The 21,231-nt window shown below is 41.8% G+C and carries 16 protein-coding genes and 1 pseudogene; 12 read left to right on the top strand and 5 right to left on the bottom strand.

Annotated features, from left to right (window positions below; all coding sequences use genetic code 11):
- Positions 1 to 52 precede the first annotated feature (52 nt).
- The 4 genes from GFB47_RS09470 (at position 53) to ilvN (ending at position 5,026) form a co-directional block, all read left to right on the top strand.
- Positions 53 to 847 (top strand): SH3 domain-containing protein, encoded by a 795-nt coding sequence (locus tag GFB47_RS09470; RefSeq protein WP_153447765.1) that lies wholly within the window; start codon positions 53 to 55, stop codon positions 845 to 847.
- A gap of 343 nt (positions 848 to 1,190) precedes the next feature.
- Entirely contained in the window at positions 1,191 to 2,165 is a 975-nt protein-coding gene (gene leuO / locus GFB47_RS09465) for a transcriptional regulator LeuO (RefSeq protein ID WP_153447764.1), read from the top strand.
- A gap of 646 nt (positions 2,166 to 2,811) precedes the next feature.
- Positions 2,812 to 4,530: an acetolactate synthase 3 large subunit gene (locus tag GFB47_RS09460; protein WP_153447763.1), complete on the top strand. Its 1,719-nt coding sequence runs from the start codon at positions 2,812 to 2,814 to the stop codon at positions 4,528 to 4,530.
- Position 4,531: 1 nt separating this feature from the next.
- Positions 4,532 to 5,026, top strand: a complete 495-nt coding sequence (ilvN, locus tag GFB47_RS09455; protein ID WP_153447762.1) for an acetolactate synthase small subunit — start codon at positions 4,532 to 4,534, stop codon at positions 5,024 to 5,026.
- Positions 5,027 to 5,632: 606 nt separating this feature from the next.
- Here the strand turns inward: ilvN and pykF are convergent.
- Together pykF and nagB are read right to left on the bottom strand one after the other, a co-directional pair.
- Complete coding sequence (gene pykF / locus GFB47_RS09450; RefSeq protein WP_153447761.1) at positions 5,633 to 7,045, bottom strand: pyruvate kinase PykF; 1,413 nt, start codon at positions 7,043 to 7,045, stop codon at positions 5,633 to 5,635.
- A gap of 596 nt (positions 7,046 to 7,641) precedes the next feature.
- Positions 7,642 to 8,442, bottom strand: a complete 801-nt coding sequence (gene nagB / locus GFB47_RS09445; RefSeq protein ID WP_153447760.1) for a glucosamine-6-phosphate deaminase — start codon at positions 8,440 to 8,442, stop codon at positions 7,642 to 7,644.
- A 284-nt stretch (positions 8,443 to 8,726) separates the two neighbouring features.
- Here nagB and GFB47_RS09440 point away from each other — a divergent pair, with 284 nt between their 5' ends.
- The 3 genes from GFB47_RS09440 to GFB47_RS09430 all read left to right on the top strand — a co-directional run bounded on the left by GFB47_RS09440 (position 8,727) and on the right by GFB47_RS09430 (position 12,556).
- Positions 8,727 to 9,494 carry a DeoR/GlpR family DNA-binding transcription regulator gene (locus tag GFB47_RS09440; protein WP_153447759.1) on the top strand — a complete coding sequence of 256 codons (768 nt, stop codon included), beginning with the start codon at positions 8,727 to 8,729 and terminating at the stop codon, positions 9,492 to 9,494.
- Positions 9,495 to 9,715: 221 nt separating this feature from the next.
- Positions 9,716 to 11,548, top strand: a complete 1,833-nt coding sequence (gene glmS / locus GFB47_RS09435; RefSeq protein ID WP_153448205.1) for a glutamine--fructose-6-phosphate transaminase (isomerizing) — start codon at positions 9,716 to 9,718, stop codon at positions 11,546 to 11,548.
- 135 nt (positions 11,549 to 11,683) lie between these two features.
- Positions 11,684 to 12,556: a TnsA endonuclease N-terminal domain-containing protein gene (locus tag GFB47_RS09430; RefSeq protein WP_225874264.1), complete on the top strand. Its 873-nt coding sequence runs from the start codon at positions 11,684 to 11,686 to the stop codon at positions 12,554 to 12,556.
- Positions 12,557 to 12,768: 212 nt separating this feature from the next.
- Here the strand turns inward: GFB47_RS09430 and GFB47_RS09425 are convergent, their stop codons facing one another.
- Both GFB47_RS09425 and GFB47_RS09420 read right to left on the bottom strand, forming a co-directional pair.
- Entirely contained in the window at positions 12,769 to 13,644 is an 876-nt protein-coding gene (locus GFB47_RS09425) for a radical SAM protein (protein ID WP_153447758.1), read from the bottom strand.
- 174 nt (positions 13,645 to 13,818) lie between these two features.
- A complete protein-coding gene (locus tag GFB47_RS09420; RefSeq protein WP_153447757.1) occupies positions 13,819 to 14,634 on the bottom strand; it encodes an SDR family NAD(P)-dependent oxidoreductase in 816 nt (271 codons plus the stop codon).
- Between the two features lie 168 nt (positions 14,635 to 14,802).
- Between GFB47_RS09420 and GFB47_RS09415 the strand changes: the two genes are divergently transcribed.
- The 5 genes and pseudogenes from GFB47_RS09415 to GFB47_RS16485 all read left to right on the top strand — a co-directional run bounded on the left by GFB47_RS09415 (position 14,803) and on the right by GFB47_RS16485 (position 19,491).
- On the top strand, positions 14,803 to 15,789 hold the full coding sequence (locus GFB47_RS09415) for a zinc-dependent alcohol dehydrogenase family protein (protein ID WP_153447756.1): 987 nt from the start codon (positions 14,803 to 14,805) through the stop codon (positions 15,787 to 15,789).
- Between the two features lie 86 nt (positions 15,790 to 15,875).
- A complete protein-coding gene (locus GFB47_RS09410) occupies positions 15,876 to 17,225 on the top strand; it encodes an MATE family efflux transporter (protein WP_153447755.1) in 1,350 nt (449 codons plus the stop codon).
- Positions 17,226 to 17,237: 12 nt separating this feature from the next.
- Positions 17,238 to 18,128, top strand: a complete 891-nt coding sequence (locus GFB47_RS09405) for a LysR family transcriptional regulator (RefSeq protein WP_153447754.1) — start codon at positions 17,238 to 17,240, stop codon at positions 18,126 to 18,128.
- A 58-nt stretch (positions 18,129 to 18,186) separates the two neighbouring features.
- Entirely contained in the window at positions 18,187 to 18,729 is a 543-nt protein-coding gene (locus tag GFB47_RS16490) for an AAA family ATPase (protein WP_218619086.1), read from the top strand.
- Positions 18,730 to 19,491, top strand: a pseudogene (locus tag GFB47_RS16485) (AAA family ATPase).
- Positions 19,492 to 20,460: 969 nt separating this feature from the next.
- Here the strand turns inward: GFB47_RS16485 and aphA are convergent.
- Positions 20,461 to 21,177 carry an acid phosphatase AphA gene (aphA, locus tag GFB47_RS09395; protein ID WP_153447753.1) on the bottom strand — a complete coding sequence of 239 codons (717 nt, stop codon included), beginning with the start codon at positions 21,175 to 21,177 and terminating at the stop codon, positions 20,461 to 20,463.
- Positions 21,178 to 21,231 lie beyond the last annotated feature (54 nt).

Below are 21,231 nucleotides of genomic sequence, written 5' to 3'. Positions count from 1 at the left end.
GCTGATAACATCTAGAACTGTAGAGATGGCATGTAGACCAAAGGAAGGGTAGATGCGCAATAAGTTACAACAAAACAAGTTTGTTTTTAATCGGCTATGTTGCTTGAGTTGCATAGTGTTACTTTCCGGCTGCCAAATATTAAATCAATCGGTTCCAGGGCCTGCTTTCTCTCCATCAACTAATCAACCCGTTTCGATGCTAGCGAAAATGGGGAACGATATCGATCAGGCCTTATCCTCTGATGGTCAGAAAAAATTGCTAAACCAAATCAATATCGCTTTAGAGTCTTATTCTCGCCGTAATTTTACCGGGCAAGATAAAATCAGCCAATCAAGTTGGTCGATTGCTGTCGGGGATAATAATGTCATAAGCAAAACGTTAAAACGTCAAGTGACACAAGGCGTCACTCTCAATATCGCATCTGAATGGCGAGACTTACCTTATCTGGCGACCACCACGGTTAATTTACGTTCTGAACCGTCATCGCAAAGTGAAAAGGTTGGGCAGTTGCAAAAGGGCGAACGATTTACCGCTCTGGTTCGAGTAAACAACAAACGTTGGTTTATGGTAGAGCAACATGATGTAGTTTTAGGTTATGTGCATATGGATTATGTTCACCCGATGAATACTGATAGAACCTTACTCTCAACATACCCTTCTGCCTTTAATATTGATCCTCATACAATCACAGAGCAAGAATCGGCGTTACTTACATCTTTTAAAACTGCTCTTCGTTGTAAGTCGATGACGTATACCTTGTCTAATCAGGCACAAGAAACGCAATCACCCCCTTTCACCGTTTGCAGAAAAGCCCTCAATCGTTGGTATATTCAAACTCATCAATAGCCTTGGTCTGATCCATTGTCTTTGTATATTTATTATGCCAAACCATGATCTAAAACCACTCAAATCATACAGTGGATGGATGGTTTGTGTTTTAGAATAATTTATATTTTTTCTGTCTTGTTTAACTGATTGTTTTAATTGGTTATTTTGAAGTGTTCATCTAAATGATATTATATAATATAAATATAGTTGTCATCAATGCTTCTTGGGTGGATAGTGTCCTCAGACCGCTTCCAAGTGGCTTCAAATTAAATCATTATTAATTATCTTTTCTTATCGACAGTGTGGTGAGCGATTACTCATTTAAGAGTGCTACCTGTTAAGAATTGTAGAGGCAAGCAGCATGACAAACTCAACTGAACAAAACCAAACAACAGTAACTAACCACCGTATGGAATCAACATTACGTGGTGTTGACCTTAACCTCCTTACAGTGTTTGATGCGGTAATGCAGGAGCAAAATATCACTCGTGCAGCTCAGTATTTGGGTATGTCACAACCGGCAGTAAGTAATGCCGTTGCTCGCTTAAAAGTGATGTTTAACGACGAACTTTTCATGCGTCATGGTCGTGGTATTCAGCCAACTCAACGTGCTCGTCAGTTATTTGGTCCAATGCGTCAAGCGCTGCAATTAGTGCGTAATGAATTACCGAACTCTATTTTCTTGCCAGAAACTTCAAGCCGTAGTTTTAAATTGTCGGTATGTAGCCCATCAGATATCCGTTTTGCTCCTCGTATTATGAGCGGCATTGCAGAAAAATCACCAAGCATTCAACTGCACCTAGATGCAGAAAATGACACTAACTTGGCTGAAAAACTTCGTTACCAAGAAGTGGATTTCGTGATTGATTACGCTCGTTTTGATGCACCAGGATACTCAAGTACTGAAATTTTTAGTGATGAATTAGTAGTGGTGGTTTCAGCCAATCACCCTCGTATTGGTTCTCAGATTTCTAGCCAAGAATTCTTAGCGGAAAACCATGCAACATTATCGAAAGTAAATGGTGTTAGCAGTTTCTATGAGCATGTGTATGGCGCAGAAACTCAGTATAAAGAATCTTATCAGGGTACCGGTTTGAGCAATGTTCTTTATGTTGTTGGCCAATCTGAGCTTGTGACTGTGGTACCACGTTGGTTAATGGATATCATGCCAAATCGTCAAAACTACAAAGTATTGCCTTACCCATTCGCCGATAACAAAGTAGCGGGTTACCTAAGCTGGCACGAATCACGCGAAAAAGATAAAGGCCACATCTGGATGCGTGATCAACTGATGATCCTTTGTGGTGAAGCACTAGCTGATGCACAGCGCGCATAAGCCGTGATGAAGTGAAGTAAAAACAAGCACAACTTCTAAGCTATTCAATATAAACGCAGAGTCTTTACCGGCCCTGCGTTTTTTGTTGTCTGGCACAAAGTCGTTATTTGCGGATTTTAAATTTACGCATATATGCAATGACAACTTCTGATCACGTTATTTTATCATCACGGAACCTTAGAGATAAATTTGTCCTATGTTGCAAAAATGATAATATTTTTGGTTTTATTTTTAGCTTTTATTAGACGATAAAGGATAAAAGACATTAAAACTTAGCTAGATATCCTTAAATCGGAGTGAAACATCAGTTTTAGAGCTTATGCTGGCGGTTTCTCCGGCTAGACGCATTAAAACGATGACGGTAAAGTGATCAGGTTGAGAGTCGGGAATTCTCTCAATAATGCACCTCCTTAAGCGATTATGATCGAATTAAGGGGTACATAGATTGGATAGATATTCGCATCGTATCCCTCGTAGATACCGGTTGTAGTGTGAAGTTATCTCTTTATTTAGGCTAAAAATAAGCCCTAACTATGTAAACATTTATCGCATGGATGAGCGAGATGTCTCCATTTGGTAAGTGATGCCAAGCAAGTCATTTGATGATTGAAATCATTATGACGATTGGTCTATTAACGGAGGCAATATGGAAATGTTATCCGGCGCGGACATGGTCGTTCGCTCTTTGATTGATGAAGGTGTTGAACACATCTTTGGTTACCCTGGCGGCTCAGTACTCGACATCTATGATGCTTTGCATGAAAAAAGCGATATTGAGCATGTATTGGTTCGTCACGAACAAGCTGCCGCGCACATGGCTGATGGTTACGCTCGCGCTACCGGAAAAGTTGGCGTGGTGTTAGTGACATCGGGCCCCGGCGCCACCAATACTATTACAGGTATCGCAACCGCTTACATGGATTCAGCGCCAATGGTAGTGATATCTGGTCAAGTACCCAGTAACTTAATTGGTAATGATGCCTTTCAAGAATGCGACATGGTGGGGATCTCTCGCCCAGTGGTGAAACACAGTTTCTTGGTGCAAAGAGCGCAAGATATTCCTGAAGTAATCAAAAAAGCCTTCTATTTAGCATCCACCGGTCGTCCTGGTCCGGTAGTGGTTGATCTGCCTAAAAATGTATTAAACCCACTTGAAACTTTCCCTTATCAGTATCCTGATGAAGTTAAAATGCGATCGTATAATCCGACCACGTCAGGCCATAAAGGACAAATCAAAAAAGGCTTAAGAACCTTACTTGAAGCGAAAAAACCAGTGTTGTATGTCGGCGGAGGCGCGATCATTGCGGAGGCTAGCGAGCAACTGATTAAGCTGGCTGAAGCATTGAATTTACCCGTTGTCAGCACCTTAATGGGGCTCGGCGCTTTCCCTGCAACTCACAAAAATTCATTAGGTATGCTCGGGATGCACGGTACGTATGAGGCCAATATGGCGATGCATAATGCCGATTTGATCTTTGGTGTAGGGGTACGTTTTGATGATCGAACCACCAACAATGTAGAAAAATACTGTCCCAATGCCAAGATCATGCACATTGATATTGATCCTTCTTCTATTTCCAAGACCATTCATGCCGATCTGCCGATTGTTGGCTCGGCTGATGAAGTGCTCAATAGCATGCTTAAGCAACTGCCAGAAAAAGAGATCAAACAAGACAGTGAAGCGATCGAAACTTGGTGGCAAGAGCTGCAAGGTTGGAAAAATCGTCAGTGTTTGGAATTTGATCGCACCAGTGATCGTATTAAGCCACAACAAGTGATTGAAACGCTGTATAAATTGACCAAGGGCGAAGCGTATGTCGCTTCTGATGTCGGTCAGCACCAAATGTTTGCTGCGCTGTATTACCCATTTGATAAACCGCGCCGTTGGATTAACTCTGGCGGTCTGGGCACTATGGGCTTTGGTTTGCCTGCCGCGATGGGGGCCAAGTTTGCCATGCCACAAGAAGAGGTGGTGTGCGTCACTGGAGATGGCAGTATTCAAATGAATATCCAAGAGCTATCCACTTGTTTGCAATACGATATTCCGGTAAAAATTATTAACTTGAATAACCGATTCTTAGGCATGGTTAAGCAATGGCAAGACATCATTTACCAGGGACGTCATTCTCATTCTTATATGGATTCAGTACCCGATTTTGCCGCGATAGCCGAAGCCTATGGGCATGTTGGGATCCGAATTGATAAACCCGAAGATCTTGAAGCTGGCTTACAAAAAGCGTTAGATATGAAAGATCGTTTGGTGTTTGTTGATATTAATGTCGATGAAACTGAACATGTTTACCCAATGCAAGTGAAGGGTGAAAGTATGGATAAGATGTGGCTAAGCAAGACGGAGAAAACCTAATATGAGACATATTATTTCGCTATTATTAGAGAACCAAGCGGGGTCATTATCTCGCGTGGTGGGTCTATTTTCGCAGCGTGGTTATAACATTGAGTCACTAACGGTTTCAGCCACCGATGATCCAACTCTCTCTCGTTTAAATATTACTACCGCCAGTGACGCGCTTGAGTTAGAGCAAATTGAAAAACACTTACACAAGCTGGTGGATGTATTAAAAGTACAAGAAGTGACAGAGCAATCTTACGTTGAACGTGAGTTAATGTTGGTCAAAGTGAAAGCCAGTGGTTTTGCTCGCGCCGAAGTACACCGTTTATCGGATGTCTTTCGTGGTCAGATCGTCGATGTCACCGCCTCTTTATTTACCATTCAACTGGCGGGCGACAGTGAAAAACTGGATGCCTTCATTCGAGCGGTATCGGAAATGACAGATGTCATCGAAGTGGCGCGTAGTGGTGTGGTGGGTATTGCCCGTGGCGAGCGAGCGTTAAAAGCTTAGCTTATTTAGCGTGAGATTAAATTAAAGCTTAAGCAATCAAACAATTACTCTTTATAAGCAATACTAGCAGTCCTCAATGGGCTGCTTTTTTTTGCATTAACCAAAATACATTCGACTTTAGTCTAATAAAAAGTGTGATCTTAATCTAATCTTTAAAGTGTCGAACGGTATTTTGACTAGGTGTATATACCCAAAGTAATTGACGTTGCAGTGAGGCGGCAAGTAAACGAAGCCCCATGAGCTTAGCTTGCCTAAGTGATTGGGGTGAGTTAGCGCAGCCCAAAAAGCTGCAGCTTCAAGTAAGACGGGTATAGAATATGAGATAGGGGCGGAGGCAACAGGTTATGGCGAGCATAGCATTGGTGAGGTTAACAATCGGATCTTTGATGGTGTTAGGGTTTCAGCTCAGCGCGTTGTATTTTCTTTTGTTGGTGGTATTGCTCAATACCCATCATAAAGAATTTTTTGGGTGGTAATTAACGGTTAGATTAACGGCGTTAGTGGCAAAGCGGCAGTAGGAAAGTTGAAGTGGAAATTTTGACAATAAAAAAGGAGGCGATAAAGCCTCCTTTTGTTTTTCATCTTTTCGGTAACGCGAACTTTATATTAAAGAACGTGAACAGAAGAAGTGTTAGTTGTGCCTGATGGTACAAGAGCACCAGAAACCATAACTGCGACATCACCTTTCTCGCCGTAACCCATTTCTAGAGCTAGAGCCATACCTTGACGGTAGAAGTCTTCAGTATCATTGATAGCGGCAACAACGATTGGTGTAACACCTTTAGACAAGCAAAGTTGCGCTGCTGTTTTAGTGTTAGTTGTTACTGCAATGATTTTCGCTGTTGGGAAGTATTTACGTACTGAACGTGCAGATTTACCTGCTTCAGTTGCAACAACGATTACAGGAGTGGCTAGTTTCTCAGCGGTTTCAACGGCTGATTTACATACTGCTTCAGTGATGCGTAAACGTGGGCTATCTAAACGAGAACCTAGTTCAGCTTTCAAAGCGCGGTCTGTACGAGCACAGATTTGAGCCATGATAGTTACCGCTTCAACAGGGTATTTACCTTTTGCTGATTCACCAGAAAGCATAACTGCATCGGTGCCATCCATGATTGCGTTAGCAACGTCGCCCGCTTCTGCGCGAGTTGGACGTGGGTTTTTAATCATTGAATCAAGCATTTGAGTTGCAGTGATAACCACTTTACGTGCGCGGTTACATTTCTCAATCATCATTTTTTGAGCGAAGATTACTTCTTCAACTGGGATCTCAACACCTAGGTCGCCACGAGCAACCATGATGCCGTCTGATGCTTCAAGAATTTCGTCGAAGTTATCAACACCTTCTTGGTTCTCAATTTTAGAGATGATTTGGATGTTTTCGCCGCCGTTAGCGCAAAGAAGTTCACGGATTTCTTTAACATCATCAGCTTTACGGATGAAAGATGCAGCAACGAAATCAACGCCTTGCTCACAACCAAACTTAAGGTCAGCTTTATCTTTTTCTGCAAGAGCAGGAAGTTTTACTGAAACGCCAGGAAGGTTAACACCTTTGTTTTCACCTAAGTCACCGTTGTTAAGAACTTTACACTTAACTTCAGTATCGGTAGTCGCAATAACTTCCATTTCGATAAGACCATCATCCACTAGGATAGTATCGCCAGCAGTAAGATCTTGTGCGAAACCTGGGTAAGTAACCGCAACTGTGTTGATGTTACCCACAACCGTGATATCAGTGGTGAAAGTGAATTCTTGACCCGCAACTAGAGCAACATCGTCGCCATTTTCTAGTTTGATAGTACGGATTTCAGGACCTTTAGTATCAAGCAAGATAGCAAGTTGCTTGCTTGTGTTCTTCATCACTTGACGAAGATTATCAATACGAGTTCCGTGCTCTTCGAAATTACCGTGTGAGAAGTTTAAACGCATAACGTTCATACCTGCGTTAGCAAGTTCAGTTAGTTTCTCAACAGATTCAGTTTTCGGGCCAATCGTACATACGATTTTGGTCTTTTTCATTTGGGATACTCTCCAGTAAATAATATTAAATATTTGAATATTGTCGGTTTCGAAGGAGCCAAATCATCCAATCTAGATGGATAAGTACTCTTCAAAACAAAAACCGTGTAGACAGAAATGCTGTCATACAGTGTAGATGCTATTTATACGTCCGCATAATAATGATTTTCTCGCCTTTTTATAAAGCCAGATGACGACGGACGTTTACATTCAAGTTACGAGATTTTTAAGTAACTTAGTTATAGATGTAATTTACTTTCTAAATTGAGGTCGGAATTTTACCAGTCTTTGATACTAAGATCACGGTTCTTACTTGTCTTAGAACAAGATTTGGCCATAAAACAATTATTTTTCGTTGTGAATTAAATTGAATGTGAATAAAAGTTACAAAATAGCAGTAACAATTTGCTTGTTATTTTGGGCTTTTATTAAAGTGAATAAAAGGTCATTCAGGCTTATGAGAGCTTAGGGCTGCGTTAAAAATGAGCAATAAAAAACCGCCCAGGAATGTGGGCGGCGAGTATCGTAGCTTTTGCATTAATCTCATAAAGGTAAGTGAGAGCGATGCTTTTGCACTAAAGGTATTTAATCAAAGGTTATAAACCTTTAATGTTCTCAGCTTCTAATTCAGAGAAATACTTCACTGTTTTCACTTTTAGCTCTTGTTGCGCCGCTTCATCCGCCACCAAGATTGCTTTACGGTGCAATTGCAGCGTAGTCACAGTCCACATGTGGTTAACAGAGCCTTCAATCGCCATTTGTAGTGCTTGGCCTTTATTATGGCCAACAGACAAAATAACCACTTCTTCAGCGTCAAGCAAAGTGCCAACACCAATAGTTAGCGCGTATTTAGGCACTTGATTTAGATCGTCGTTAAAGAAACGTGAGTTTACGATACGGGTTTCTTCAGTCAGCGTTTTGATACGAGTACGAGAAGATAAAGACGATCCTGGCTCATTGAATGCAATGTGTCCGTCAACGCCAACGCCACCCATAAATAAGTTAATTTTGCCGTATGAACGAATTTTATCTTCATACGCTTGGCAATGCGCTTCCGTATCTGCCGCTTGACCGTCAAGAAGGTTGATGTTTTTTTCTTGAATATCAATGTGATTAAACAAGTTATTAAACATGAATGAACGGTAAGACTCAGGATGGTTAGGATCAATGCCAACATACTCATCCATATTGAAAGTCACGACATCTTTAAAACTTACGTCACCATTTTTACAAGCTTCAATTAAGTACTTGTAAGTCACTAGAGGTGTACCACCAGTAGGAAGACCTAAAACAAATGGGCGGTCAGCCGTTGGTTTGAAAGCATTAATACGACTTACGATATGACGAGCAGTCCATTTACCAACTTGTTCTGCATTTACTAATGGGATCAATCTCATGTTTATAGCCCTTATTTCAGATATTCATTTAATGTTTTTTTGTATTGTAAATTAAGTTCTTTTGTTTTCCTAGACAATTTGTTTGTAGTCTTGATCTGCCTCAATATCAACCAATATGAAACAATTTTCATCACTTTAGTAGTTTTGGTTCGAAGCTTTTTAGTTTCGAATTGGTTTTTTGTGGATATTTTAATTGAATTAAAGTGAATATTAAGTATTATATCTTTCGATTCGAAGCTTATATCTTTCGTTTTATTGGGTTTAGCGAGGCTTTATTGGCTATTATGAGAAAAAGAAATACACAATTGCGTCGTCATGAAATTGTGAATCTAGTGGTTGAAAAAGGTGAGGTTAGTGTTGAAGAATTGGCGCTTACTTTTGAAACTTCTGAGGTGACGATTCGCAAAGATCTTACCGCTTTAGAGAGTAGTGGGCAGCTATTGCGTCGTCATGGTGGCGCCATTTTATTACCCAAAGAAGTCACTGACAGCATTGCAACCGAGGTCGCTTCAAAACAAAAAGAAGCCTTAGCAAAAACTGCGTTAACTTTAATCCAAGATTACAACCGGATTGTGATTGATTATGGCACTACTACTGGGGCATTGATCCCATTGTTGGGCAATAAACGTGGTTTAGTGGTGATGACCAACTCATTGGCATTGGCAAACTCGATTAACGATCTCGAAAACGAACCAACACTTATCATGACCGGGGGGACATGGGACACCAATTCAGAATCATTTCAAGGTAAGGTGGCCGAATCGGTGTTGCGTTCTTACGATTTTGATCAATTGTTTATCGGTGCCGATGGTTTGGATCTTGAACGTGGAACCACCACTTTTAATGAATTGACAGGTTTAAGCCAAGTGATGGCGGAAGTGTCGCGCGAAGTGATCGTGATGATCGAATCTGAAAAAATACATCGCAAAATGCCAAATCTAGAATTGGGTTGGGAAGGGATCGATATTTTGGTCACCGATGATCACTTATCTGATCAAGATATGGCAACCATAAAATCTAAAGGTGTACGCGTTATGCGGGCACACTATTAAAATAAATATCATTCATGACAAATCAATTTGAACATACCGAAAAGACGCTGTCCCGTCCATGGACGCTTGAAAAAGGTCATCCATGGCCTTTGGACACTTTTCTCTATATTCAATATTGATTCAGCATCTCGTTACCTGAATGGTAATAAATCTATTTTTAACACTTATCTTTACCGCCTTTGCTTGCTGCGGATATGAAGAATAAACAGGATACTTATATTATGTGTGGAATTGTTGGCGCAGTCGCGCAGCGTGATGTAGCTGAAATTTTAGTTGAAGGTCTACGTCGTTTAGAATATCGCGGTTATGACTCTGCTGGTGTGGCAGTGGTGGATGCCGATTCAAATATGACTCGTGTACGCCGTTTAGGCAAAGTGCAAGAGTTAGCCGATGCGGTAGAAGCGACTCATGTATCTGGCGGAACGGGGATCGCGCACACACGCTGGGCAACTCACGGTGAGCCTTCAGAAGTTAATGCTCATCCCCATGTTTCTGCGGATATTTCTGTGGTGCATAACGGCATTATTGAAAACCATGAATCATTGCGAGCCATTTTGCGTGAGCGTGGTTATATTTTCGAGTCTCAAACCGATACCGAAGTTATCGCGCACTTAGTTGAGTGGGAACGTCGCACTTCAGAAACCTTAGTTGAAGCGCTACAAAAAGCAGTTAAACAACTGGATGGCGCATACGGCACCGTGGTGTTTGATCGCAAAGATCCAAGCCGTGTGGTAGTGGCACGTTCTGGCAGCCCTATAGTGATTGGTTTTGGTGTTGGTGAGAATTTTATCGCCTCTGATCAATTAGCATTATTAAGCGTTACTCGCCGCTTTATGTATCTAGAAGAAGGCGATGTAGCCGAAGTAACGCGTCGTGAGGTCAGTGTATTTTCCGCCAACGGTGAGCAAATTAAGCGTGATATCACCGAATCAAACGCCGAGCATGATGCGGGTGATAAAGGTCAATATCGTCACTTTATGCAAAAAGAAATCTTCGAGCAGCCAACCGCATTAATTAATACCATGGAAGCGCGTTTAACCAAAGATAGTGTGATCACGGAAAGCATTGGTGTGAACGCTGCCGAGATTTTATCGAAAGTAGAGCATGTTCAAATCATTGCTTGTGGTACTTCTTACAATGCAGGTATGACCGCACGTTACTGGTTTGAATCATTGGCCGGTGTGAGTTGCGATGTTGAAATTGCTTCTGAGTTCCGTTACCGCAAGTTTGTGACTCGTCCAAACAGCTTATTAATTACCTTATCGCAATCGGGTGAAACCGCCGATACCTTAGCTGCGCTACGTTTAGCCAAACAAAAAGGTTATATGTCGGCAATGTCTATTTGTAACGTTGCCGGTTCATCCTTGGTTCGTGAATCGGACTTGGCTTTTATGACTCGCGCAGGAACTGAAATTGGGGTGGCATCAACCAAAGCATTCACCACTCAACTGGCAGCCTTACTGATGCTAGTCACTGCTATGGGTAAAGAGCAACAACGCATTGATAGCGTAAAAGAAGCGGAAATTGTGGAAGCATTGCATGCTCTGCCGAATCAAATAGAAGCCGCATTAGCGTACGACAAAGAGATTGAAGCGTTAGCCGAAGATTTTGCCGACAAACAACACACCTTATTTTTAGGTCGTGGTGAGTTTTACCCAATTGCGGTAGAAGCATCGTTAAAGCTAAAAGAAATTTCTTATATTCACGCAGAATCTTATGCGGCTGGCGAACTGAAACATGGCCCATTAGCGTTAATTGATGCGGATATGCCAGTGGTGGTGGTCGCGCCGAATAATGAATTGCTCGAAAAATTGAAATCGAATGTGGAAGAAGTCCGCGCCCGTGGTGGTCTGTTATATGTTTTCGCGGATGCCGCCGCCGGTTTTGAAGCCGATGAAAGCATGAAGATCATCAACCTGCCACACGTCAGTGACATTACCGCGCCGATTTACTATACCATTCCAATGCAGTTGCTGTCGTATCATGTCGCGTTAATTAAAGGCACTGATGTCGATCAACCTCGTAATTTAGCCAAGGCTGTAACGGTAGAATAATTCCTTTAAATCAAATGGTTAATTTTGTCGGAGGACAATAAAGTTTGATCAGTTACAATAAAGTCTGATCATATACAATAAAGATTGATCGTTTTTTAACCTCCTGCTAAGTTTAGCTTAGTCGGGGGTTTTTTTATGTCAGATGCAGATAAGCCACTTAATAAGAAAGACCCAAAGCGTTTAGATGAAAAACGAGGCGAAGGGGCGGGAAAAGATTACGTTCCCTTTATTAAAGTGGGAGAGTTCAGTAGCTCTGGCGAAAGCGTTCGAGTTAAAAGCTCCACAGTTGGCCGCATACATCACTTCTTCTCTGGAAATGAGCTTGCGGCATTTTTGGTGTTCGATTGGTGCAACGAGGTCGTGGACATTCGAGAGCAGTTTCCAATTCCTCTTGTTGATTCTTTAATTATTTGCCGACAACTTGGTATTCGTCACCCGCAAGAAAAGGGCGAGCTTAAAATAGTGACAACGGACTTACTCATCGATTTTTCCGATGGTTCCCAGTTAGCGATCCCCGTAAAACCCGCCCTAAAGCTTGATGAAAAACGCGTTGTCGAAAAGCTTCAAATAGAAAAATTATACTGGGAAGGCCTACAAGTTCTTTGCCCCATTTTCACAGATCAAGAAGTCTCAAACGAGCTAGAAATGAACTTGAAGTGGTTAAAGCCACTCATTGACATAGACATCGAAGCCGAATGCCCATTTTCTAAACAAGATGTTATAGATCTTGTAGGTAGACTTACGAAGCAACCCAAAGCTTTTGTTGCTCGATATTGTGCAAAATTGGATGACAAATACCAATTAGAGGAAGGTACTCATATCGGAGTATTTCGCTATGGCATTGCCAATCAGTATTTAAAAGCATCACTAGAAATTCCGTTTACTGAATGGAAGTGTGAAGATGTTGAACTCTTAGTTAGCGATAGTGTAGTGTCACATGGGCAATGTAGGGTTCATTTGCTAGGAATAACTCTTTCATGCGACCCTCTCTTATTATTAATGTTCTAATCTGTTACAAGCATAACCTTATATCGAGTTTATTTTCATTTGAGCCATCCTTTTTTTGTTTTTGCTTGTTCTAAATTGAGTGAATCTATACAGTTAGAATTAACAAAAATTAAATTGTTTATCCTGACTTTTACGCTACCGCGTTAGAGAACTGTTGCTCTAACGCGACATAATCATCTTAACCATCTGTATTAACTTGAGATTATATAAAACTACCAAGCATACGTCTCAATGACGTTTTTTTTCGCCATTGGATTGTGGTTAATGTGTTTATTAATGTTTTCTATAAATGGTTGACGAACCTCTGGCCACACACCTCGCATAGAGGCAATGTTATTACCGTGGTCACCCCAGTAGAAACTGAGGAAGTCATCCATGTTTTCAAGTAAGTACTTTTCTTCTTCGAGTATTTGCAGTGGCGTTGGTAAAATAAATTCACCGCGTGCCACTTCGCGCTCTAGCTCGCTTCCTGGCTGTATTGCCAAAGCCATTGGTGCAATCGCATCAGGACGCATGATATTAAGCAGACTGGTAGTGTTCTCTGCGTGCTCTTTTGAACGCTCACGACCGCCTAAACCAAAGATAAATGAAGCGAGAACCTGAATATCAGCCTCACGAGCCATCTCCATACCTTGAATAGCATGCTCGCGGGTCATCCCTTTTTTAATGCGTTCTAAGATAATCGGATCACCAGATTCAAGGCCAGAATATGCCGTGGTTAACCCTGCCGATCGAAGTTCTTTCAGCTCAGAGATACTTTTACGGCGAAAATCATTAAAGCCAGAGTACAGTGCAAGATGTTTTAATTCAGGAAATGTCACCTTGATTCGGTCAAGAATGGTCAGCAGCTTTTCGGTTCGCATCGCCATAACATTTCCATCAATCAAAAAGATTGATTCAACCTTACGATGGGTAGCACGAACCTCAGAAATGTCTTTGTAAATGTCTTCTAATTCACGAACTTTAAATCGCTTATCATCGAACATAGTACAAAAAGTACATTGGTTATTGCTGCAACCTAATGTGGTCTGGATCAGCACACTGTCTGCTTCCATCCAAGGGCGATAAACTTTACCTTCGTAATGCATGTTAAGCTCCTCAGCTCTGCAAATTTCGACGTTGGCAAGCTTACCTATTAATCTTTTGGTTGATAATAGCGATTAAAATCAAATCAGTATTAATATTTCATTAATAATATAAGTAAAAAAAGAGCGTGGATGTACCCAAGCTCTTTAACAGTTCAACTAAGCAGTGCTTGACGATTAACTCGTCAGCTTTTCTGCCAACACGCTATCAATCACTGCGACTACTTTTTCATTTTTCGCTTTATTCATTGCATCTGAGTGAGGTGTGGTGAATCGACCATCGTCATTATCAAAGTATTTACCCGTTGCATCCGCAAACTCTTCCGACAGTGCGGCTCTGTGCAGAATGTCGGCACCAATACCGAGATCATTACCTTGCATGCCATACGCTTCTTTTACGAGTTTACTACCAAGAAATGAAGCAGGATTCACCGCAACGACCGACGGGCCTTTGCCTTTTAGCTGCTCTGCAAGGTAAACCGACCACATGGTAATGGCCAATTTGGTTTGCGCATACGCAGAGCCATCATCCATTTGAGCATCAGAGCTAACTAAAGCATTGAGGTTAACAGGGGCTTGCGCTCTGGATGATAGATTAACGATTCGACCAGTGGTATCGAACAGACTTAGCAAACTCTTGGTCAATAAATACGGCGCAATGGTATTAACAACAAATCGAACATCGAGGTTATCTTTAGTGGTCACCGTTGGGACGATATAGACACCTGCATTGTTAATAAGCACATCCAAACGCTCGTGATCTTTTTTTACTGCAGCTGCAAACGCTTCCACGTCAGCAAGGCTTGATAAGTCAGCAGCATAACCTTCAACAATGGCTTTAGAAGAAAGCGTAGTTAGGGTTTCTTTTACTTTTTCCAGCTTTTGAGGGTTTCGGCCATGGACTAAGACATGATGCCCTTCTTCTACGAATTTTTTTGCGGTTTCAAAACCAATACCATCGGTTGAACCTGTCACTAAAATTACTTTCTTCATTCGTTTGCTCCGCTTGTGCCACGTTGATTGATTGTTAATCATACTAGACAAATGGACTTAAATATTATTAATAAAAAATTAATACTGATTGTAGATTAAGACCTATTATCAAATTTTAGCCAATGAATATACTGAACCCATAACGAAACGCGAGAGAGGTTACACCCCATGAAAGCGACAGTAATTGGTACATTTGGCAAGACAGACGTATTTAAAACAGTAGAACTTTCCAAGCCCGAAGTAAAGGCAGGTCATGTTGTTGTTAAAGTCGCTGCATCAAGCGTCAACACTATTGATATGATGATCCGTGACATGGGAGAAGCTTTGCCATTCCACCCACAATTGCCAGGCATTTTGGGTATGGATTTCGCAGGTATCGTTGACGCTGTTGGTGAGGGTGTGACTGATTATACTGTAGGCGATGAAGTGTATGGTTGTGCAGGTGGACTTGGTGATTTACAAGGCTCATTGGCTGAGTACATGCTGGCTGATATTAACTTAATCGCACATAAGCCCGATAATATTTCTATGCGAGAAGCGGCTGCTCTGCCTTTAGTCGGTATTACCGCTTATGAAGGTTTAGTGCGCGCTGGTATTACTGCTGGTCAAAAAGTACTCGTGCACGGCGGTGCTGGCGGTGTCGGGCATGTTGCTATACAACTGGCTCGCCATTTTGGTTCAGAGGTATTCGCAACCGGCGCTGCAGGTGAACAAACTGACTTAATCAGCAAACTCGGCGCAACTGCGATTGATTTTAAATCTGAATCTGTTGCTGACTATGTTGAAAAATACACGTCAGGTGCAGGTTTTGATGTCATTTTTGATTCTGTTGGTGGTACAAACCTAAACAATTCAATCGAAGCTGCAAAACTCAATGGTCAAATTGCCACAACACTTTCAATGCACGAACAGGACTTAACCATGTTGCACATGAAAGGTTTATCACTTCACGTTGTGTTTATGCTATTGCCGATGATTTACAACGTTGGCCGAGCAGAGCACGGTAAGATTCTAAAAGCGATGGCAAAAATTGTTGAAGCTGGTGAATTGCAACCTGTTCTAGATGCAAAAGAGTTCGCCCTTGCTGATGCGGGTAAAGCTCATGACCGACTCGCTAGCGGTCAGGCAATAGGTAAAGTCGTCGTTAGCATCTAATTTTAATACGACTCTCCCCTAGGGCCCGCTTTAAGCGGGCCTTTTTGTTGATCTATTTCCCTTAAGATAATTGTGCTGAGGTATTAATGTCTGTGGTCTCACCTACACTAAAACTCATTATTGAACGAACGTTGCCACTAACCATTGGTATGTTCGCTATTATGCTCGTTCAACTGGTGGATTCTATTTTTATTGGGATGCTAGGGCTCGATGAGCTTGCTGTACATGGCATGACCTTACCTTTTCAAGCCGCTATTATTGGTGTGCAGGTTGGTATTGGTGTCGCGGCAACCTCGATTATCTCTCACGCGTGTGGCGCACAAGATACGATGCGATCAAACGCTACCGCCACTATCACAGTGTTGCTTGGTACAATTTTTATCTCACTTATCTGTTTGGGCTTATGGCTATTTAAAACCCCCATATTCAATACCTTTGCGTCACCAGATACGACCACTGAACAATTAGGGGTACTTGCAGCCATTTTCTATGCCTATTGGCCATTTTGGTTATTAAGTGCAGTCGCGGTCGCAGCTCTCTATCTATTAACGTGTATTTACCGTGCCAACGAAGACACCAAAACGGCTGGACGGATGTTTTTGCTCGCCAGCATCATCAACCTTGTTCTAGATCCGGTTCTTATTTTTGTGCTCGACATGGGGATTATTGGTGCGGCCGTTGCTTCAACGATTGGCTATGTCTTTTGTGCAGTTTATATGTTGTTCAAAGCTACTCGTAACGGCTGGCTAAGCTCTCTATCTGTTTGCTTTAAAGCGCGTCAATGTTTAGTCAAATTAGCCCGACTAAGCTCAGCGACCATTGCCAACCAGCTGTTACCGTCAGTGAGCGCCTTTATTAGTATGGTATTCATTGCACGCATCAGTACCAGCTCCATAGCGTTTTGGAGCTTATTAGCACGATTGGAAAGCTTTTTATTGGTGTTTACCTTGGCGTTAACTATGTCTGTCCCACCCATGATTGGTCGTTACTTTGGCGAGAAAAAAGAGCATGAGATTAGTGATTTACTCGTCTGTGCAAGCAAACTTCTCGTCTTATTCAATCTTGTTATGGCGCTAGTGCTAGCACTGAACGCTTCGTGGATTATACCGCTGCTAAGCAATGAGACTGTGATTCAGAACTGGTTTACCCATGCTATGTGGATCATCCCATTTAGTTATGCACCACTTGGTTTATGTATGCTTGTCGTCTCGATATTTAACACGCTTGGTAAACCCAAAACCGCATTAAGAGTCTCTATGGCAAGATTATTTGTGTTCTATGTACCCGCAGTTTGGTTTGGGGCTTCAACAGGCGATATCATCAATGTGATTTATTCAGCATCTATTGCCAATACTCTGGCTGGCGCTTATGCTTGGTTCAAGCTTAGTAAAACCATCATAACACCAACTTCAACAGCACAATCGATTGAAGCATAAGGACGCTTGTTGATGAATATCGAACACCTTCGACTATTTGTACGTATTGCGACGACACACAACATCAGTCAGGCGGGTAAAGAGTTAGGCTTGTCTGCTCCGGTAGCTAGTATGCATATCAATAAGCTTGAAGAAAGCATTGGTGCAAGGCTGATTCATCGCACGACACGAAAAGTATCACTTACAGAGGAAGGCGAAACGCTGCTCCCCTATGCTGAAGAAATAATCAGCAGTGTCGATGCTGCTCAAGCAACCGTGGGGACTGGAAAAGCGTGCCCAAAAGGGACATTACGCATTACCGCTCCCGCCTCGTTTGGTCGCATGCACCTAATGCCCGCATTAAAAGGTTTTCTCGCCCAATACCCTGATCTTTACGTTGATATTCGATTAACCGACTCTATGGTGGATTTGGTCGAGGGGGGCTTTGATGTTGCGATTCGCAATGCTGAGTTAAAAGATTCAACACTCATTGCAAAAAAACTGGCGACCGATAAACGTATTATGGTGGCGTCAGCAGACTACATTGCCGCACACGGCATGCCGAACCATCCATCGGAGCTAAAAAAACACGCATGTATTAACCAAGCAGGCCTTGATTCTTGGGTATTTAGTACCCTTGAAGGTGTTCAACATATTAAAGTAAAAGGCAAAATTAAAGTCGATCACGGTGAAGCGGTGCGAGATGCTGCTGTTGATGGCTTGGGAATTGCCATGTGCGCCACTTGGATTGCCTATCAACACTTACGTGATGGTACCCTTGTTCAAGTGCTTGAAGATTATGACTTGATTGACCACTCGGCAATTTGGGCGGTTTACCCAAGTTCAAGATTGCTTGCGCCTAAAGTTCGCGCGTTTGTTGATTATTTTTCAGAATACTACGGTACGCCACCTTATTGGGATTAAATATTACCCACTTGGAAAGTGATGGCGAAACAAGTAAAAGACTCGCTAAAGGAAAGTTATGGACTTATTTGCAGTATCTGATTTCAGTAAGCCACTGACAGAGCGGATGAGGCCTCAACAGCTTGAAAATATTATTGGTCAAGAGCATATCCTTGCAAAAGGCAAGTTACTCTATCGAGCGGTACAAGCTGACAAACTGGGGTCGACGATTCTATGGGGGCCGCCAGGGACAGGAAAAACGACCCTTGCTCATGTGATTGCTAATGTCACCAAAGCGCACTTTGAAGAGCTAAACGCCACTGAATCAGGCAAAAGCGAAATAGCCCGTGTGGTGCGCTCAGCCAAAGATAGGCTGATGATGCATGGTCAAAAAACGATTCTGTTTATTGATGAAATACATCGGTTCAATAAAGCTCAGCAAGACACATTACTACCGCATGTTGAGCAAGGTATCATCGTCCTTATTGGTGCAACGACACAGAATCCGTACTATGAAATCAACGATGCGCTTATCTCCCGTTCACGTGTTTTTAAGCTCAATTCAATCAATGATTATCATATCCGGACACTATTACTGCGTGCCCTTGAACAAGATAGTTAGTTGAAAAGCCAGCCAATCAAACTCACCGATGACGCCCTCAAGCACTTTGCTCATGCGGCTAATGGCGATGCCCGTAATGCTCTCAATGCGCTTGAACTGGCCTATTTAACGACAGACAAAACCGACGGGAGCATCAATATTACTCTTGAGATTGCAGAAGAGAGTATTCAACAAAAAGCATTAAAGTACGATAAAGATGGCGACAATCATTACGATACCATCAGTGCTTATATTCTTAGTGTCAGAGGTAGCGATGTTGACGCGGCACTTTACTACATGGTGCAAATGCTTGAAGCAGCTGAAGACCCGAAGTATATTGCTCGCCGATTGATCGTCTGCGCTAGCGAGGAAGTTGGAATGGCCGATCCACAAGCGTTAGTGATAGCTTCACATGCTGCTCAAATAGTAGATTTTGTTGGAATGCCAGAGTGTATTTACGCCTTAGCTGAAGCAACAATTTATGTGACAAGCGTGCCTAAAAGCAACTCAGTATTTAAAGCAGTGCAATGAGTAAAAGCAGACATCCACAGTAAAAATGTCAAAGAGATACCATTGCATATCCGTGATTTCCTAAACAGTCATACGGAAAAAACTGGCAATGGTAAGGGCTACAAAAATGCCCATCATTACCCAAATCATTTTGTTGATCAGCAGCATCTTCCTGATGAACTGGTTGGTCAAGTGTACTATCAGCCAAACCAGCTAGGTAAAGAAAAGTACTTTGCACAGTGGTTAGAATATCTTAATAGAGAAAATTCCTAGCGCTTAACAATGATGAGTAAAGCTAAAGGCTTTCCATCATTAGGTTTAAAAGTAGCCTGTAGATATCAATTCAAAGCGTAAAGCAGAGCTCGTTAAGGAAATCATCGTAAGCAATGGTATGGACACCATCTCACCCTGCATATTTCGGAGCATTCCGATCGGCCATTTCCCCGCCAGAACGGAATCAGCAAAATAGGAAAAAGTACTATTTTGAGCTATCTAATGCGAGTGATTTTGCAAGAATTGAAGAGCTATTTGACGATCATTCAACGTTTTGCACGCACAATTTGGATTACTTTATTGGTGCTAAAAATATTATGTGATGCAAAGGGCGCATCATGGTTTATATCAAAAGCTTTACTGGGAAATTACAGCCGTTGAAGAGATAAAAGCGGGGCTAATGTGTATTGAGTTTGATTTTTCTGCCTTGAATAAGGCAAGTGAATCTGTTCGATTTTTAGGCATAGAGTATATCTTAATTCGTGAGGGGATTATTGGACATATTGAAGTTGCTTAGCTTAGCCGTTTGGAACCAATATACATAAATGGCATAGCGTTGTAGTGGCCAAATTAACTATGCCACTTCAGAGGTTGTAACTGATACTGAGTAATCTGCAGCTAGCTATCATTATTACCCTTGTAAATTATTGTATGAAATGAGTTAATTCTGCGTTAAAAGCTTCAATGTGGCTCGTTGTCAATGTCTTTAAGTGACACTCTTTGTTAGATTCCATTATGGTTCGCGAAAACACAAATAGATCAATCTTTATTGTTATATCAATAGATTTATCACTCGATGTGAACTTATAAAATGATCAAACTTTAGTTTTTTTATTAACAATAGTTGTGTTAGGAAAGTACATTTCCGATCAAATTTCATTGTAAGTAGATGAGTTAATTTATTGATGATAGTGAACAAAGGCAGTGAAGTCGTCGGGCTCACTGCCTTTTTTATCGGGGTAGGTAAGGTTAGTAGTTTGAGTTTTCTAGCACTTTTTCACCAAATTTTCCCGCATGTGGCATCGGGATGTTGGTGGTTTGTGCGCCTCTTAAGAAGCGGATCCCTTCAATTCCAATATGTTGCGCGGAAGTGATGTCTTGATCCGCATCACCATAAAATAATTGGATTTTAGCTTGTTTCAGTTGGGTCTCTTTTTCGAGTCCGTTCGCAAAGATCACCGGTTGGATCTGCGCTCTATATTGTTTAGGGAAAATAGAACGAATGGTGTCGGTGACGGTTTCATGTCCTTTAGTGACTGCGTTTCTGCCAGTCACAAAATAGACTGTATCACCATGTTGTAAGTGCATCGTCACTAAAGCAACCGCGCTTTTTTTCGGAATAGAAAAACGATCCAGCCCAGTACTGGCTTCATTCCAAAAATCTTGATTGTTTAAATAATCATTGCTACCTGGTGAGTATTTTTGTTGGCCGTAATAGAAAACTGGCGAAGAAAATAACATGGTATCGTCGATATCTAGGCCAATATTAATCGGATGATTGGGTAGGCTTTGTTTGATATCGGTAACACTGACCCAGTTGAGATCGGGGTAATTGCTTTGTGCTTGTTGAGTGTAACTATGAATATCAAAGCTTGGGTGTACTTCGGTACTGGCAAAAGAAGGTTGCATCGCGGATAGCGCTAATATACCCGTGATCAGGCTAGCTTTTAATTTGAAAAAAGACATATTCCACCATTATTGGACTTTAAAAATTGCATTTTGAAGCAAAGCATTACATAT

Source organism: Vibrio algicola (genome assembly GCF_009601765.2).
GTDB classification, from domain to species: Bacteria; Pseudomonadota; Gammaproteobacteria; order Enterobacterales; family Vibrionaceae; genus Vibrio; species Vibrio algicola.
This window is presented reverse-complemented; position numbering and strand designations above follow the sequence as displayed.

Bases quoted from the DNA above. Each gene is read 5' to 3' on its own strand.
- GFB47_RS09460 (WP_153447763.1), top strand. From the start codon at position 2,812: ATGGAAATGTTATCCGGCGCGGACATGGTCGTTCGCTCTTTGATTGAT.
- nagB (WP_153447760.1), bottom strand. From the start codon at position 8,442: ATGAGATTGATCCCATTAGTAAATGCAGAACAAGTTGGTAAATGGACT.
- GFB47_RS09410 (WP_153447755.1), top strand. From the start codon at position 15,876: ATGTCTGTGGTCTCACCTACACTAAAACTCATTATTGAACGAACGTTG.
- GFB47_RS09470 (WP_153447765.1), top strand. From the start codon at position 53: ATGCGCAATAAGTTACAACAAAACAAGTTTGTTTTTAATCGGCTATGT.
- GFB47_RS16490 (WP_218619086.1), top strand. From the start codon at position 18,187: ATGGACTTATTTGCAGTATCTGATTTCAGTAAGCCACTGACAGAGCGG.
- GFB47_RS09440 (WP_153447759.1), top strand. From the start codon at position 8,727: ATGAGAAAAAGAAATACACAATTGCGTCGTCATGAAATTGTGAATCTA.
- GFB47_RS09420 (WP_153447757.1), bottom strand. From the start codon at position 14,634: ATGAAGAAAGTAATTTTAGTGACAGGTTCAACCGATGGTATTGGTTTT.
- aphA (WP_153447753.1), bottom strand. From the start codon at position 21,177: ATGTCTTTTTTCAAATTAAAAGCTAGCCTGATCACGGGTATATTAGCG.
- ilvN (WP_153447762.1), top strand. From the start codon at position 4,532: ATGAGACATATTATTTCGCTATTATTAGAGAACCAAGCGGGGTCATTA.
- glmS (WP_153448205.1), top strand. From the start codon at position 9,716: ATGTGTGGAATTGTTGGCGCAGTCGCGCAGCGTGATGTAGCTGAAATT.
- GFB47_RS09425 (WP_153447758.1), bottom strand. From the start codon at position 13,644: ATGCATTACGAAGGTAAAGTTTATCGCCCTTGGATGGAAGCAGACAGT.
- GFB47_RS09430 (WP_225874264.1), top strand. From the start codon at position 11,684: ATGTCAGATGCAGATAAGCCACTTAATAAGAAAGACCCAAAGCGTTTA.
- GFB47_RS09415 (WP_153447756.1), top strand. From the start codon at position 14,803: ATGAAAGCGACAGTAATTGGTACATTTGGCAAGACAGACGTATTTAAA.
- leuO (WP_153447764.1), top strand. From the start codon at position 1,191: ATGACAAACTCAACTGAACAAAACCAAACAACAGTAACTAACCACCGT.
- GFB47_RS09405 (WP_153447754.1), top strand. From the start codon at position 17,238: ATGAATATCGAACACCTTCGACTATTTGTACGTATTGCGACGACACAC.
- pykF (WP_153447761.1), bottom strand. From the start codon at position 7,045: ATGAAAAAGACCAAAATCGTATGTACGATTGGCCCGAAAACTGAATCT.